The sequence below is a fragment of the Rhodopseudomonas sp. P2A-2r genome, from assembly GCF_026015985.1.
Taxonomy (GTDB): domain Bacteria; phylum Pseudomonadota; class Alphaproteobacteria; order Rhizobiales; family Xanthobacteraceae; genus Tardiphaga.
The window spans coordinates 3,382,570-3,396,646 of the sequence record NZ_CP110389.1 but is presented as its reverse complement, the minus strand read 5'-3'; the positions used below and the strand labels follow the sequence as shown (position 1 = coordinate 3,396,646).

General features: G+C 62.7%; 18 protein-coding genes. 7 read left to right on the top strand and 11 right to left on the bottom strand.

Annotation, left to right across the window (positions count from 1 at the left end; translation table 11 throughout):
- Nucleotides 1-187: 187 nt before the first annotated feature.
- The 4 genes from ONR75_RS16445 to ONR75_RS16430 form a co-directional block, all read right to left on the bottom strand.
- Nucleotides 188-1,642 (bottom strand): glucosaminidase domain-containing protein, encoded by a 1,455-nt coding sequence (locus ONR75_RS16445; RefSeq protein ID WP_265078219.1) that lies wholly within the window; start codon nucleotides 1,640-1,642, stop codon nucleotides 188-190.
- 53 nt (nucleotides 1,643-1,695) lie between these two features.
- Nucleotides 1,696-1,878: a hypothetical protein gene (locus tag ONR75_RS32470; RefSeq protein ID WP_320109748.1), complete on the bottom strand. Its 183-nt coding sequence runs from the start codon at nucleotides 1,876-1,878 to the stop codon at nucleotides 1,696-1,698.
- Nucleotides 1,879-2,064: 186 nt separating this feature from the next.
- Nucleotides 2,065-2,520: a hypothetical protein gene (locus tag ONR75_RS16435; protein ID WP_265078218.1), complete on the bottom strand. Its 456-nt coding sequence runs from the start codon at nucleotides 2,518-2,520 to the stop codon at nucleotides 2,065-2,067.
- Nucleotides 2,521-2,745: 225 nt separating this feature from the next.
- Nucleotides 2,746-3,138 (bottom strand): hypothetical protein, encoded by a 393-nt coding sequence (locus ONR75_RS16430; RefSeq protein ID WP_265078217.1) that lies wholly within the window; start codon nucleotides 3,136-3,138, stop codon nucleotides 2,746-2,748.
- Nucleotides 3,139-3,424: 286 nt separating this feature from the next.
- Here ONR75_RS16430 and ONR75_RS16425 point away from each other — a divergent pair, with 286 nt between their 5' ends.
- Nucleotides 3,425-4,264 (top strand): tetratricopeptide repeat protein, encoded by an 840-nt coding sequence (locus ONR75_RS16425; protein ID WP_265078216.1) that lies wholly within the window; start codon nucleotides 3,425-3,427, stop codon nucleotides 4,262-4,264.
- Between the two features lie 145 nt (nucleotides 4,265-4,409).
- Here ONR75_RS16425 and ONR75_RS16420 read toward each other — a convergent pair whose 3' ends face one another.
- Nucleotides 4,410-4,847: a VOC family protein gene (locus ONR75_RS16420; protein WP_265078215.1), complete on the bottom strand. Its 438-nt coding sequence runs from the start codon at nucleotides 4,845-4,847 to the stop codon at nucleotides 4,410-4,412.
- Between the two features lie 422 nt (nucleotides 4,848-5,269).
- On the opposite strand from ONR75_RS16420, the gene ONR75_RS16415 reads away from it, so the two are divergent.
- From ONR75_RS16415 to ONR75_RS16405, 3 genes are all read left to right on the top strand, one after another.
- Nucleotides 5,270-5,758, top strand: a complete 489-nt coding sequence (locus ONR75_RS16415; protein ID WP_265078214.1) for an oxidoreductase — start codon at nucleotides 5,270-5,272, stop codon at nucleotides 5,756-5,758.
- A gap of 114 nt (nucleotides 5,759-5,872) precedes the next feature.
- A complete protein-coding gene (locus ONR75_RS16410) occupies nucleotides 5,873-6,109 on the top strand; it encodes a hypothetical protein (protein WP_265078213.1) in 237 nt (78 codons plus the stop codon).
- Entirely contained in the window at nucleotides 6,106-6,408 is a 303-nt protein-coding gene (locus tag ONR75_RS16405; protein WP_265078212.1) for a type II toxin-antitoxin system RelE/ParE family toxin, read from the top strand. Before ONR75_RS16410 ends, ONR75_RS16405 begins: the two co-directional genes overlap by 4 nt.
- Before the next feature lie 27 nt (nucleotides 6,409-6,435).
- Here the strand turns inward: ONR75_RS16405 and ONR75_RS16400 are convergent, their stop codons facing one another.
- A complete protein-coding gene (locus ONR75_RS16400) occupies nucleotides 6,436-6,618 on the bottom strand; it encodes a hypothetical protein (RefSeq protein ID WP_265078211.1) in 183 nt (60 codons plus the stop codon).
- On the opposite strand from ONR75_RS16400, the gene ONR75_RS16395 reads away from it, so the two are divergent.
- A complete protein-coding gene (locus ONR75_RS16395; RefSeq protein ID WP_265083686.1) occupies nucleotides 6,599-7,294 on the top strand; it encodes a transglycosylase SLT domain-containing protein in 696 nt (231 codons plus the stop codon). The genes ONR75_RS16400 and ONR75_RS16395 overlap by 20 nt on opposite strands.
- Nucleotides 7,295-7,318: 24 nt before the next feature.
- On the opposite strand, the gene ONR75_RS16390 is transcribed toward ONR75_RS16395, so the two are convergent.
- Nucleotides 7,319-7,882, bottom strand: a complete 564-nt coding sequence (locus tag ONR75_RS16390; protein WP_265078210.1) for a carboxymuconolactone decarboxylase family protein — start codon at nucleotides 7,880-7,882, stop codon at nucleotides 7,319-7,321.
- Nucleotides 7,883-7,952: 70 nt separating this feature from the next.
- Between ONR75_RS16390 and ONR75_RS16385 the strand changes: the two genes are divergently transcribed.
- Nucleotides 7,953-8,180 (top strand): hypothetical protein, encoded by a 228-nt coding sequence (locus ONR75_RS16385; protein WP_265078209.1) that lies wholly within the window; start codon nucleotides 7,953-7,955, stop codon nucleotides 8,178-8,180.
- A 35-nt stretch (nucleotides 8,181-8,215) separates the two neighbouring features.
- A complete protein-coding gene (gene rbsK / locus ONR75_RS16380; protein WP_265078208.1) occupies nucleotides 8,216-9,139 on the top strand; it encodes a ribokinase in 924 nt (307 codons plus the stop codon).
- Nucleotides 9,140-9,220: 81 nt separating this feature from the next.
- Here the strand turns inward: rbsK and ONR75_RS32465 are convergent, their stop codons facing one another.
- The 4 genes from ONR75_RS32465 to ONR75_RS16365 all read right to left on the bottom strand — a co-directional run bounded on the left by ONR75_RS32465 (nucleotide 9,221) and on the right by ONR75_RS16365 (nucleotide 13,871).
- On the bottom strand, nucleotides 9,221-9,379 hold the full coding sequence (locus ONR75_RS32465; RefSeq protein ID WP_320109622.1) for a hypothetical protein: 159 nt from the start codon (nucleotides 9,377-9,379) through the stop codon (nucleotides 9,221-9,223).
- On the bottom strand, nucleotides 9,349-10,398 hold the full coding sequence (locus ONR75_RS16375; RefSeq protein ID WP_320109621.1) for an amidohydrolase: 1,050 nt from the start codon (nucleotides 10,396-10,398) through the stop codon (nucleotides 9,349-9,351). Before ONR75_RS16375 ends, ONR75_RS32465 begins: the two co-directional genes overlap by 31 nt.
- 87 nt (nucleotides 10,399-10,485) lie before the next feature.
- Nucleotides 10,486-12,087 (bottom strand): ABC transporter substrate-binding protein, encoded by a 1,602-nt coding sequence (locus tag ONR75_RS16370; protein WP_413776348.1) that lies wholly within the window; start codon nucleotides 12,085-12,087, stop codon nucleotides 10,486-10,488.
- Between the two features lie 236 nt (nucleotides 12,088-12,323).
- Nucleotides 12,324-13,871 (bottom strand): amidase, encoded by a 1,548-nt coding sequence (locus tag ONR75_RS16365; protein ID WP_265078207.1) that lies wholly within the window; start codon nucleotides 13,869-13,871, stop codon nucleotides 12,324-12,326.
- Nucleotides 13,872-14,077: the final 206 nt, after the last annotated feature.

Here is a 14,077-nt window from a genome sequence, read left to right as displayed (position 1 = left end):
GACCTAACCGTGCAACCTATTGGAAGAAGCGTGTTGAGCTGATGCAGGCTTAGGCGGACTTATGGGATGGCTTCCGTGTTGTTACATTGCCATCTGCATTTAGCTAGCAGCTAGAACGCGCCGCTATTGTGCAGCGCAACGGCCTTTGCGGTCACGAACGGATTGCTGTCCGAAGTGAAAGCCGCCACTAGCGTTTTTGGACGAAACTGCGCCAGGCGACTGCCGCTGCGCCCTGTATGGGATAAGCCTCAGAGTGATTGGGTAGGCTGGCGACAATATTGGGGCGCCATGTACGCAGATCAGTCAGCGTAGTGCTCATCGGTCGGACCTTATTGCTAACTCCCTGCGGATCTGCTTGCGCGCGACTACACGCAGCATCTTGGGTTAACCCAGGGGCGGCCTCGCCTTTACTGCCATTCTGCCACCCGCACGCAGCGTCAGCCCGCACGGTCATACCATCTCGAAAGGCATATCCATATTGAACAAAGTTGGGTTCAAGATCTTCGTAGACAATGCCGGAAACGGGGATTTGCCAATTACTCGCACCAACGCCCTCATTGTATATGCGCTCCAAGCATTTCTGACGGTTGCCACCGGCTACGGCGCATGCCGATGCCACCCAGGTAGCGAAACGTTGAAGACCCGGCTCAAGAAGAACGACCGTCGCACTCTTGGTGCCAGTGACAGTTCGATGTTGTTCGCACATCAGGCGGTTTGCTGGTGACTTTAATCCGACACACGATGTGACGGAGTAGCGGCATCGTTGCAAGGCGCCATTTGGCAACGTTTCATATCCTGGCCAATCGGCTTGTTTATCGGAACTACAGGTAGCTCCGTGAATCATGTAGCGTCCGGTATCGTCTTTTTGCAGCCAAGACTGAACTTTGTCTCGATCTGCTTGGTCAAAGACGGATCCGTTAGTCGCCGTCGTTTTAACGTTTTCCGCTGTGTCGGCCGCCGCAACCCATCCGTTGAAGACCCCTGCGGCATCGCCAGCCTTCATGACCTGGGCCGGATATCCTTTATTGGGATTGTAGCCGGCTTTCTGGATCGCTTCGAGCCAAGCCAGTGTTCTTTCTCTTTCTGAGGAGTTATTCTTTATAGAATCCCTGCTGGCATCTGTTGCGTCGCGGTAGCGGCCCGCGGCCAATTGGGAAGCGACGAAACGCATAGAATCTTCGTGACTAGAAAAAGCAGCGTAGAGGTTGCCAGGGTCCGAAGCGGGCTGGCCGTCTAAACGCCAAGATTTCAAGTGCGCATCCTTGGCCGATTGCCCGTACTTCCAGCCGAAAGCGTTGCGCGCGTAAATTCCGGTGCGTGTCCAGCCATAGCCGCTTTCCTGCACAGCCATTGCCAAGATGCCGGCTCGCGGAATGCCATACTTCTTCTGAGCCTCGGTCGCGACAGGACGAAGTTTCTCTACAAAAACCTTCGCCTCGTCAGCGGTTGGGTGGCCTGGTTGAGGATCGTAAACTGGCCATTTCGCCAGGTCGTTGAAAATGTCGTCTGCAATGGATGGGCTCACCATCATCACCGACATGGCCGCCGCTGCTAATCCAAAAATCAATCTTGATCCAAACATTAGCCGGCTCCCAACATGAAAATTATTGATAACACGTTCTATAACGTGGGTGTTGATCAAGCAACCTAACGTCGTCACATCTCCTGTCCGTGATCCGCAGTGGTAAGGCGGCGTTATCGGTTCATCTCAATGCTGCGCGATATCCCCGGCCGAGTTTTTTCGTGATTGGTTCTCGCAAGCCGCTTCAGCGGCGGAGACCGTTGGATAAACTGATGTACGAACGGTGCCCCCCGTCCGATGCGGCCCCATTCTTTCACCATCGCCCATTCGCCGAACAGCGTCGGCTGTACGTCCATCTTGTAGTACCGCGCCATGTTGCGAGCAGGGTCAACCCGTACTGATGGGACCGAATCTCACCATGGAGATCTGAGCTCTGAGCAACGAAAATTCTCATGCCGCCCTTGTATCTGACGCAGTACGCGTGTGGAACGTTAGGACTCCTTGAACTCATTCACCGGGCTTCGGTTTGCCTTGTTTGCGGGTTATGCCCGCACCGCACCTCTCTTTCCTCGTGGCTTTTTAGAACCCGCCCTTTTGTCCTTCTCAGCGGCCTTTCGTGCCTTGCTGGATTCTTTGATCGTTTTAGTATCCAAGCCGCGCAAGGTTAGGTCGATGCCGACGACCGCCAGATCCTCGACATTGGGGTATTGGCTCGAAATCAAGGACCAATGCTGTCGAAGTGCTATGAGCAGGGCCTCAAAACTCTCGGCCTTGCGGCCGCTAGGTAGATCCCAGCGTTTCCTTGTACCAATGTAAACGAGGAGAAAAATCCCCCTGCTGGACCTGGTATCGCGCAAATAGTCACCGCCGAGTTGCACCTCCATGCGCTCGAACAGATGCGGGCCCGTCCAATTGTCAGCGACCTTAAGCTCGACAGGAACTGGCGCGTCGAACGTCGCGCCTCGAAACCGCAGATCGGGGCGCTTGGCGTCAGCCAACTCTTCCTCGGGAGGGATGCTATACCGGCCGCCAGCTTTGCCACGCAGCCAGCCCCCGATAAACCTGCGAAATTCAGTCTCTTGATCGGTGCTCTGCAGGATCGAAGCGATGCTCTCGTCCCCGTGCTCGAGATCGTGTCTGAGATCCTCGAGCCTCTCGACCCCAAAATACCAAAGTTCGCGGTGATTACCCGCCGACGCCGGTCGGTGCCAAGGCCAGTCCGATCAATCGTTTTCGTCAATACTCGTCAATTTCCAGCCGCCATCATCCTTGCCGAAACTGTAGATGAGGTGGCCGCAGCCAGTAGCATAACTGACCTTGCCGTCGTGGGTGTCCATGACGGGCTTCTGCTTGGCAAGACACGTCCGCTGCGCCGGTTTGAAAGCACCCTTCCAGATCACAGGGAAATCGGCCGCTTGCCGTTGATCGATGTAAAAAACCGGATAGTTGACCATCTGCGATACGGCCGTCTGGTCGCTCCTGCCGACGGCAGCGTTGAATTGCGTCCAGAACGCCGCAAAACCGTCATCGCTCCCCGCCGCCAGCATTGGTCCCGCCGAGATCAGCAAACCAGCCACAAGCAGTCCCCTGCCGATCACCGATCCAATCGAATTCATGTTCGCATCTCCACGCAGCAATCAAGCATTGTTCGATATGTCGTGGATGGCCTGGGATGGTTCAGAACCGAAACAGGATGTACGGCCCCGGATATCGCTCCGCTCATCCGGGCTACCGGTGCCGATGGCTGCCAGTCGCGTCGCCGGAAGCCAAAACCGCGCGTCCCACCCTCGCCGCTGAACCATTTGATCGGCGCCCCCGACCAACGGACAAATCAGCGTCCGGAAATGGCGGTCGGTTATCCCCGGCTGCTCCGGCCATAAGCGGAGTCCCCCGGCGATGCCAATGTACTTGTCAAAACGCCGGCTGTTCGCAGGCATGGCCGTGGTGGTTCTCGCCGGGTTGCCGGGCGTGGTCGCCGCGGACGAGTGGGAGTCCTGCGTCAAGCTGTCGGATGACCTTGCAGTCGCCGGCTGCTCGGGCGCCATCGACTCCCACGAATACACGGGTCGACGCCTCGCCCGTATCCATACGCGTCGTGCCAGCGCGTTCGCGGCGCAGGGCGACCTCACCCGTGCCATGGCGGATTTCAGCGAGTCGATGCGGATCGATCCGACCTATGCGTCTGCCTACAACAACCGCGGCAATGCCTGGTTTCACAGGGGCGATTTCGACCGCGCCCTCGCGGACTTTAACCAGGCGATCCAGCTCGATCCGAAAAATGGCAGCACCTACGCCAATCGCGGCAGCGCCTGGGGCTCCAAAGGCGACTTCGACCGCGCCATCGCCGATTTCGACCGGGCGATCCGGCTCGATCCGAAAGATGCCGTCGCGTATTACAGCCGCGGCAGGGCCTGGTTCGGCAAGGGCAACCTCGACCGCGCCATCGCCGACTACAACCAGTCGATCCAGCTCGATCCGAAGGATGTGAGCGCTTACGTCAATCGCGGCAGCGCCTGGGGCAACAAAGGCAACCTCGACCGCGCCATCGCGGACTACAACCAGGCGATCCGGCTCGATCCGAAAGAACCCAAAGCCTATTACTACCGCGGCTTGGCGTGGGAGATGAAGCGCAGTCTGCCAGCGGCATTGGCCGACTTCAGGATGCATACCCAAATCGCGCCCGCCGATCCGGACGGCCTCGAGGCCTTGAAGCGCGTCTCGAAAGAACTGAGCGCCATATGATGGGCGGCGCTGACACGGGACGGGCACACGGTTGCCCCTGCTCCGTGCAGCAAGCGTAGCCCGCACGAGCGAAGCGACATGCGGGTTGTCGATTGGCTGTCCCGGTCCCGCATATCGCTTCGCTCATGCGGGCCCTGACTCATCCCTACCCCACAAACGCCGCTTCAAGATCGGCGATGACGAGTTTTCGCATGCTCAGCATCGCCTGCATGGCGCGGTCGGCCTTCGCGCGGTCGGGGTGTCCCAGCATGGTGCCGAGCGCGGCGGGGATCACCTGCCAGGACAGGCCGAACCGGTCCTTGAGCCAGCCGCAGCGGCCCTCCTCGCCGCCATCCGCCGTCAGCCGGGTCCAGAAATAGTCCACCTGCGCCTGGGTCTCGACGCTGACGAAGAACGACACCGCCTCGGTGAATTTGTATTGCGGGCCGCCGTTGAGGGCGTGGAAGCGTTGCCCTTCCAGCTCGAACGTCGCCATGAAGTCGTTGACCACCTCCACCTGGGCGTTGGGAAACACCGAGGTGTAGAAGGCGACGGCGTCCGGAACTTTGTTGTCGAACCAGAGGAAGGGCGTGATGGACGTCATGGAGTGATCCCGGCTGAAAGACGATGCCGGACGCGCCCGATGCAGCGCCCAGTCGCACAAAGGACGATCCGGAGCATGGCGCGCCGACAACGGGCCGGGAATTGTTTTCCGGCCGCAGCGGCGCGCGGATGACCGCAAACGGCCGGCAAGCGTCGCCCGCTTGCCGCATTGTCTCCGCCCCCGGGACTATGCGACGCTGCCCGGCCGGTCGTCCCCGGCCATCCAGCGAGACCGCCCATGACAACAGCGCTTATCTTCGGATCGACCGGCTTCATCGGCTCGCATCTGCTTGATGACCTGCTCGACAGCCCGGACTACGCACGGGTGATCGCCGTGGCGCGCAAGCCGCTGCCGCTGAGCCATCCCCGGCTGACCGTGCTGATCGGCGATCTCGCCACCCTGCCCGCTTTGGCCCCCAACTGGTGGCCGACGACATCTTCATCGCGCTTGGCACCACGCGCAAGCACACGCCCGATGAAGCCGAGTATTACAGGATCGATCACGATTATCCGGTGCTGGCGGCCAAGATCGCCAAAGCGAACGGCGCGCAGGCGGTGTTCGTGGTCACGGCCGTCGGCGCCAATGCCGCCTCCCGCCTGTTCTATGTGAGGACCAAGGGCGAGGTGGAACGCGACATCATCGCACTGGATTTCGCGCATACGCATATCTTCCGCCCGTCGATGATCATGGGCCAGCGCGTTGAAGACCGGCCGGGCGAGCGGCTGATCATCGCCGCATGGCACGTGCTCAATCCGCTGCTGCTGGGGCCAGCCGATCGCTACCGCGGCATCACCGGAGGCGAGATCGCGCGAGCGATGCTGCACGCGGCGCGCGGCGACGCGCCGAAGCTGCGCGTCTATCACTGGAAGGACATGGCCGCGCTGCAGCGGGAGCCGGATCGGCAAGCGTAGTCGAGGTCAACGGAGAGACATCCGGGATTCGGCAGGGTGAGCCCTGTCCCGCGCATCGCTTCGCTGAGCCGGACGACAGGCTGACATCGGTGCGACATCGTGATAAATTCCCCCATGAAGACCAAGCCGCTGGCCGACATTCTGGAACGCGTCGAAACCTGGCCGCCCCATGTGCAGGACGAACTCGCCGCCTTTGCGCGCGAGCTCGACGCCGGCGTCAACGGCCATGACTATCAGCCGACGGCGGACGAACTGGCCGGCATCGACCGCGGCCTGCGCGATGCCGAGGCCGGCCACTTCGCCAGCGATGAACAGGTCGAGGCGGCGTTCGCCAAATTTCGCGGTCCATGAAGGTCGTCTATACGGACGAGGCGCTGAGGGATCTCGAGGCGATTGCCGAATGGCTGGCTGCACATTACCCGACGGTCGCCCCGGCCGTCGAAAAACGAATCCGCAGCGTCGTGTCGTACATTGCGCGGTTTCCGGAAAGCTCGCGCCGCTCCGCCGGCCGGTCCGGCGTTCGCGCGGCGCCGCTTGGGCGCTATCCCTATGTGATCTTCTATCGCGTCGCCGGCGACGCCATCGAGATCCTTTATATCCATCATACGGCGCGGCAACGCCGCGATGATGACGGTTCGCACAAAACGTAACCCGGTTGCCGCCGCTCCATTCGCAGCCTAAACCTCGCCGATGCCTTCGCCGCGCGACACCAGATCTCCCATCCGCAAACGGCGCAGGCGCACAGGGTGGAACCGGCTTCGCCGTCCGCTCGCCCGCAGCGCGCGATGGCTGCGGCGGACATGGGCATCGACGCCAACAGCGGTGCGGATCGTTGCCGTGGTGGCGGCGCTCGTGATCATGCTGCCGCTGGCCAACCTCGCCTGGCAGGTGGTGCGCAAGCCGACCGAGCTGTTGTTCTTCGCCGATCGCAAGCTCGACAAGCAGCCGGCCGACACCTGGCGGAACTACGGCGCATCGTTCCGCCAATTTTCCACCGACGCCATCTCGCCCGAACTGCTGGCGGCGCTGGCGCAGATCGAGAGCAGCGGCAATCCCGCGACGCGCACCTACTGGCGCTGGCGGTGGAGCTGGAATCCGGCCGCATGGTACAGACCGGCCTCGAGCGCCGTCGGGTTGTTGCAGATGACCGATCCGGCTTTTGCCGAAGCCTCGCGCTATTGCATCCGCGGCCACGCGGTCGTGGACGACTGCTGGTTCAAGAGCCTGTATTTCCGCCCGCTGCCCGGCCACGCCATCGAACTGGCGTCGATCTATCTCGATCGCCAGGTCGCCGGCGTGCTCGCCACAGCCGCGGGCACCGCGCCGACCCCGCAACAGAAGCAGGACCTCGCGGCCTTCATCCATCTGTGCGGCGCCCGCCCCGCCCGCGCCTTCATGCGCCGCGGCTTCCAGCTGATGGCCGGTGAGCGCTGCGGCGATCACCTCGTGGCGAGCTATCTCGGAAAGGTCAACGCCATGAAGCAGCAGTTTTTGCGGCTGGCCGCGAACGACAAGAGCGAGGCCGTGGCCCCATAATCCGTCGGCATCGAGGTCGTGACGTCATGCCTCGGGAACGGGAACGTCAAAGGTGTTCAACGTCACCGACACCATGCAATAGAGCCCGACGAGATAGGACAGTTCGGCCGCACCATGGGCGCCGAATTGCTCCACCGCCGCGCGATAGGTCAGTTCGGGCAGCACGCCGCCGTTCACCAGCGCATGCGCCATGTCGTAGGCCACCGCCTCCTGGCGGGTGAGGTCGGTCGGGCGCTGCCCCGCGACGATGGTCGCCAGCTTCTCGTCGGACAGGCCGCGGTTTTCGGCGACGATGACATGGGCATAGAGTTCGTAGGCGGATTTGAAATGCGCCCCGGTGACGAGGATGGCGACTTCGCGCACCGGCAGCGGCAGCGACGGCCCGGATGCGATCGCCTTGGTCAATTCCCACACCGGCTTGCCAAATTTCGGCTCATGCAGCCACGGGTTCCAGGGCCCGAGCAGCGCGCCGTCGTCGCGGGTGTTGATGAAGCCCTGAAAGCTCTGCGCGATGCCCTGCTTCATGTCGGCATAGAGCGGGCGCTGTTCGTCGGTCAGATCGGCTGGCGCAATGATGGGGAGGCGCATGTGGGCTCCTTCGAGGCACGTTGAGCAGAGATGTTCGCTGCCACTGCCGGAACTTGCAACGGACTGTCTGTTGCTCGTCGTAACGGTTGCGTGTGACAGCCCGTTGCCGATCCGCAGGATCGAACAGCCGGTGGCCTGGTCGAGCGTGCCGAAGAAAGCCGGTTCGCCCTCGACCTGCGCGCCGGAGGGCTATACGGCCGAGGACGCCAAGGGCAATGTCCGGCAACTGGACGCCGGCGGGACCGCCAGCTTCGACTTCCGCCTCGCCCATCTCGACATCGCCGAAACCACGACGTAGAGCCGCATCTTCTGAAGCCGAACCGAGGAACGACCATGTCTCCGAAGATCGCCGTTGTCGGCTCCAACATGATGGATCTCGTCACCTATGTGACGCGGATGCCGCGGCCAGGCGAGACGCTGGAAGCGCTGAGCTTCGAGATGGGCCATGGCGGCAAGGGCGCCAACCAGGCGATCGCCGCCGCCCACCTCGGCTCCTCGGTCGCCATGGTTTCCAAGGTCGGCGACGACGATTTCGCCGACGCCACTCTGCGCAACTTCGCCGCTAACGGCATCGACGCCAGCCACGTCACCCGCGTGCCCGGTGTCTCCTCGGGCGTCGCGACGATCTGCGTCGATCCCTCCGGCGAGAACTCGATCCTGATCATCAAGGGCGCCAACAACCACCTGTTGCCGGCCGACGTCGATGCCGCTGCCGACGTGCTGCAGGGCTGCAGCCTGATCCTGCTGCAGATGGAAGTGCCGACCGCGACCGTCTACCACACCATCGCCTGGGCCAAGACCAACGGCATCGGCACGGTGCTGAACCCCGCCCCGGCGGCGGCCGACCTCGATATCGCAGGGATCGCCGATGTCAGCTTCCTGGTGCCGAACGAGACCGAGCTCGCCATCCTGTCCGGCCTGCCGGTGAGCAACGAGGATGAGGCCGAGACGGCGGCCCGCAGCCTGATCGCCCGGGGCATCGGCACGGTGATCGTCACCCTCGGCGGCCGCGGCGCGCTGCTGGTCGAGGCGACCGGCGTCCGCCGCATCGCGCCGGTCCCGGTCAAGCCGGTGGATACCACCGGCGCCGGCGATGCCTTCATCGCCGCCTTCGCGCATTTCCATGCCGCGGGCGAGCCGGTGTTCGAGGCACTCGGCATCGCCGCACGCTATGCCGCTCATTCGATCACGCGGCGCGGCGCCCAGAAATCCTACGCCACCGCCGAGGAATTCCGGGCCTGGGCGGAAGCGCAGTAGTTTTGCAGGGTCGGCTGCGGCCTACTGCAATGCCCCGCAGACCCGGCCGACGTACCGTCCCGAGCCAGGACGGGCTTCTTGTTATCCCAGTTCCTGCTCGACCAGCCCCGCCAGATAGCTCGCGCCGATCGGCAGCAGATCGTCGTTGAAATCGTAATTCGGGTTGTGAACCGGCACGCTTCCTTTGTCCGCCCCGCGCTGCCCGAAGATCAGATAGGCTCCGCGGCTCCGCTCCAGCATGAACGCGAAATCCTCGCCGGCCAGAACGGGATTTCCTCGCGCAGCACGTGGGAGACGCCGGGCACCCCGGCCGCGCAAGCGGCGGCGCGCGCGGTTTCCTCCGGCGTGTTGATGGTCGCCGGATAGGCGCGCCGATAGTCGATCTCGGCGGTGCCGCCTTGCGCTTCCGCGGTCAGCGCCACCGTCCGGCGGAACAGCATCTCGACCCGGTCGCGCACCTCAGGTTTCAGCGTCCGCACCGAGCCGCGCAACTCGACCGTCTCCGGAATGACGATATCCGAGGTGCCGCCATGGATCTGGCCGATGCTGACGATGGCCGATTCCAGCGCATTGATCTGCCGCGAGGGCAGCGCGTTGAGCGCACCGATCACTTGGGCGGCGATCGCCACCGTATCGATGCCCTGGTGTGGATGTGCAGCATGTGCGGAGCGGCCGCGCAACACGACTGTAAAATAGTCGATCGCAGCCATCGTCGTGCCGGTCAGCGCCTTCACCGTTCCGAGCGGCAAGTCGGGACTGTTGTGAATGGCATAGACCGCGTCGCACGGAAAGCGCTCGAACAGTCCATCGTCCAGCATGGCCTTAGCGCCCGCCAGACCTTCTTCGGCCGGCTGAAAGATCAGATGCACGGTGCCCGCAAAATTGCGCGTCTCGGCCAGATATTTCGCGGCACCCAGCAGCATCGTGGTGTGGCCGTCGTGACCGCAGGCATGCATCCGTCCTTCGATCTGCGAGCGATGCGCGAAGCCGTTGTTTTCCTGCATCGGCAGCGCGTCCATGTCAGCGCGCAAGCCGATCGCCCGGTTGCTGCCGGCCGACTGGTGGCGGCCGCGGATCACCCCGACCACGCCGGTGCCGCCGAGATGGCGGTGAACCTCGACGCCCCACTGCTCCAGGCGCTCGGCGACGAGCTGACTGGTGCGCTCTTCTTCAAAGCCGATCTCCGGGTGGGCGTGGAAATCCTGACGCCAGGCAATCATGTCGGGATGGAGTTGATCAAGAAGCTCACGGGGACTCATTGCGTTCTCTTTCGGTGATGGGATTGTCGATAAATTCGTCGCCGCCGCGCCCGGATATCGGCGCGATGATAACGGGTCGGCGGCGCATCAATCGGCCTTTTCCACGTTCCAGAACACCGGCACGGCCGCTCCCGGAAGAAGTCCCCGGATAGACTTCCGCCACACCGATGGCACGTCGAAGCGGCCGAACGGAATGAAGGCGACCTGGTCGTATGCGCGTGTCTGGATCTCGCGGGCGATGCGCTTCTGCTCGTCAAGAGCAACGGCGCGGCTGTATTCGCCACGCAACTTCTCCATGCCCGGATCGTCGTACCAGCCAAACCATCCGTTGCTGCGACCGCGGCCGTTGATTGCGACATTGACGAGCGGGTCGAGCACATCGACACCAGCGAACACAGAGAAGAACATGCTCCATCCACCGTCTTTCGGAGGACGCTGGACAGCGCGGCGGCCAATGATCGTCTGCCAGTCCAGCGACTGGATTTCGACCTTGAAGCCGGCTGTCCGAAGCGATTGGGCGACCACGGTCGCCTGCGCCATCAGCACCGGAATATCGGATGCACCCATCAAGACGACAGGTGACCCATCATAGCCGCTTTCCGCGACAAGCTTCTTGGCCGCGGCCATGCCGTTGCCCTGGACAAGAGTTTCCGATCCACCGTCGAACGCCAGCGGCGTGCCGCAACCGAAAATCGCTCCGCATAGCTTGTAATACTTCGGATTGCCTATCACGGCGTCGAGGACATCCTTCTGGTTGATGGCCAGAAACGCCGCCCGGCGCAGCTTCGGGTTGTCGAACGGCGGATACAGGAAATTCATGCGGCCGTACGGGAGACTCCCGAATTCGTTCAGCGAACTCACCACGAGGTCACTATCCGCCTGCAGCACCGGAAGCAGATCCGCCGGCGGCGCTTCCAGCATATCGATTTCTCCGGACTGCAAGGCATTCACCGCGGTCTGTGTGTCCGGCATCGTGACCCATTCGACGCGATCGACTTTCACCACTTTGCCGCCAGCGGTCCAACTCGCAGGCTCCTGCCGCGGAACGTATTGGAGGTTCTTCTCATAGACAGCCTTTACGCCGGGCTGGAATTCGCTGGTCACAAAGCGAAACGGCCCCGACCCGATCTGTTCCGGGACAGGCTTGTCCGCCGACGTCTCTGCGAGGCGTTTGGGCATCATGAACGGCACGTTTTGGGACGGCTTCGCAATCGACTCCAGCACCTGCGCATACGGTTCCTTCAAGCGCAGGGTGATCGTCTTGGCGTCGGTCGCCTCGATCGAAGCCGTGATGTCCATGAGCATCTGGCCCATGCTGTCGCGCTGACCCCACCGTTTCAGGGACGCAACGCAATCCTCGGCCGTGACCGGCGGACCGTCCTGCCATTTCATCCCGTCGCGAAGCGTGAACGTGTAGGTCAGACGATCGTCCGAAACCTTCCAGTCGGCCATCTGAGGCCGCACCTTCATGTTCGAGTCCATCGCAAGAAGGGTATCGTAGATCATGTAACCATGGTCGCGGGTGATCTGCGCCGTCGTGATGATCGGGTCCAGCAGGCGGAGACTTGAATGCATCACCACCGTCAATGTTTTTGCATCGGCGCCCGCGGCGCCGAACAGAAGCCCGACTGCAAATGCGAGCGAGAGCGGTCGACGCACGATGGGAAGGCAATGCAACTTTGAAATCATCTTGATCAGCCCTGCTCTTGAAGCGTGTTTCGAAATGAAGGTTAGATCACCGCGGCATCCTTAACGTGCAACTGCATGACGAGATTTTGCTCTGACCTTATGAACCTGTCGAGCCTGCCGGCCGCTGGACATATCCGTCATCGCATCCGTTGTCGTCGCTTATGCACCTACCTTTGGATCAGCAACAATTGTGCCACGCGATGCAGCCTTGAAGCGCAATACGTCATGACCACACTTCATTGAAATGCGTCTGCCGATTGCAAAAGGCCAACAGGCCTTTTGCTCCAGCATCGATGTTGCCGCCGGCAATCATGCCCCCGGCTGACATGCCGCGCGGGCAGCCGGCCGCCGTTCCACTTGCCGTCGATGGCGCGCTCGATCTGTGCGGCCAGTTGCAGCAGCAGCCCGTCATTGGCCTGACGCGCCTGCGCCTGGATGCCGAGCGGCAGCCCGCTCTCCTGCTCGGCCAGCGGAAGCGAGATGCCGGGAATGCCGCACAGGTTGGCCAGCGGCGTATAGGAAAAATTCTGCCACAGGTTGGCGAACCAGTCGTGCACCGACGGATTGGTGCTGGTGGTGAGATATTCCGATGTGCCGACCGGCGGCGTCGGCCTGGCGGTGATCGGAGTCAGGATGATGTCCCAGTCCTCGAAGAAATTGCCGAAGGCGCGCGACGTGGTGTTGAACACCGCCTGCATTTTGGCGCGCTCGCTGTATGATGTGTGCAGGCCGGCCTCCCAGAGCCTGATATTGATCGGCTCCAGCAGATCGGCCGGCGGCTGCTCGAGCCCGAGCCGCGCCAGATGACCGGCGATGACCTGGGCAAAATTGCTGATGTAGCAGGTGGTCTGGGCTGCGAAGGCAGCACGGAAATCGACCGGCGGCAGCACCCATTCGACATGATGGCCGAGCCCTTCCAGCAGCCGGCCGACGCGCTCCAGCTCGGCCACGAAATGCGGCGGCGCGCGGAAGTCGCCCCACTCATGGGACAGTGCGATGCGCAGACGGCCGGGGTCGCGCGTGATGAGATCGCTGTAGGATTCCGCCGGCGACCAGAACGGCATGAATTCGCCCGGCGCGCCACCGCGGCAATGATCGACGAAGGCGGCGGTGTCGCGCACGGAGCGCGAGAGACAGCCCTGGATCGACACCAGCCCCGACAGGTCCGACAGGTTGGGCGCCAGCGAATAGACGCCGCGCGACACTTTCAGGCCGATGCTGCCGGTGGCGCCGGCGGGAATGCGGATCGAGCCGCCGCCGTCGGTGCCGTGCGAGATCGGCAGCACGCCGGCCGCCAGCATCGCGGCGGTGCCGGCGGACGAGCCGCAGGTGGTGTAGTCGAGGTCCCACGGATTGCGGGTGACATAGAGCGCGTTCTCAGCCGAGCTGCAGACGCCGAATTCCGGCGTGGTGCTGCGGCCGATGATGTTCAGCCCGGCATTGCGGATCTTGCCGGTCAGGAAGCTGTCCTGCGTCGGGCGGTTGCCCTGCATGATCATGGAGCCGAATTCCTGCAGCCGCCCCTTCAGCGTCGGACCGAGATCCTTGATCAGCAGCGGCACGCCGGCAAACACGCCGCCTGGATTCATGCCGTCCTTTGTGGGGTCGGCGATCACGTCGTCGAACACCTCAACGACAGCGTCGAGCGCGGGATTCATCATGGCAATGCCGGCGGCGGCCTGCGCCGCCAGTTCGGCCGGCGTCAGATCGCCCTTGCGGACGCGGTCAGCCAGCGCCACCGCGTCGTGTTTTGTCCATTCGTCCCAGCCCATCGCTAAAGTCATGTCGCCTATTTCCAGTTCGAGATTCGCAGGCCGCGAGCGTGACCCGGATGCCGCCGGTTGTGCAATCCGCGACTTTGCAATGCCGCGATCTGCCAGCGCGGGACGGGATTGAGTGTCGGCGCAGCTTCCGCGCGACATGCCGGCTATGCCCCGTTACACTAGGGGACGTCGCCAAGCCCCCAATGCCCCGAAGACCGGTCGTCGAT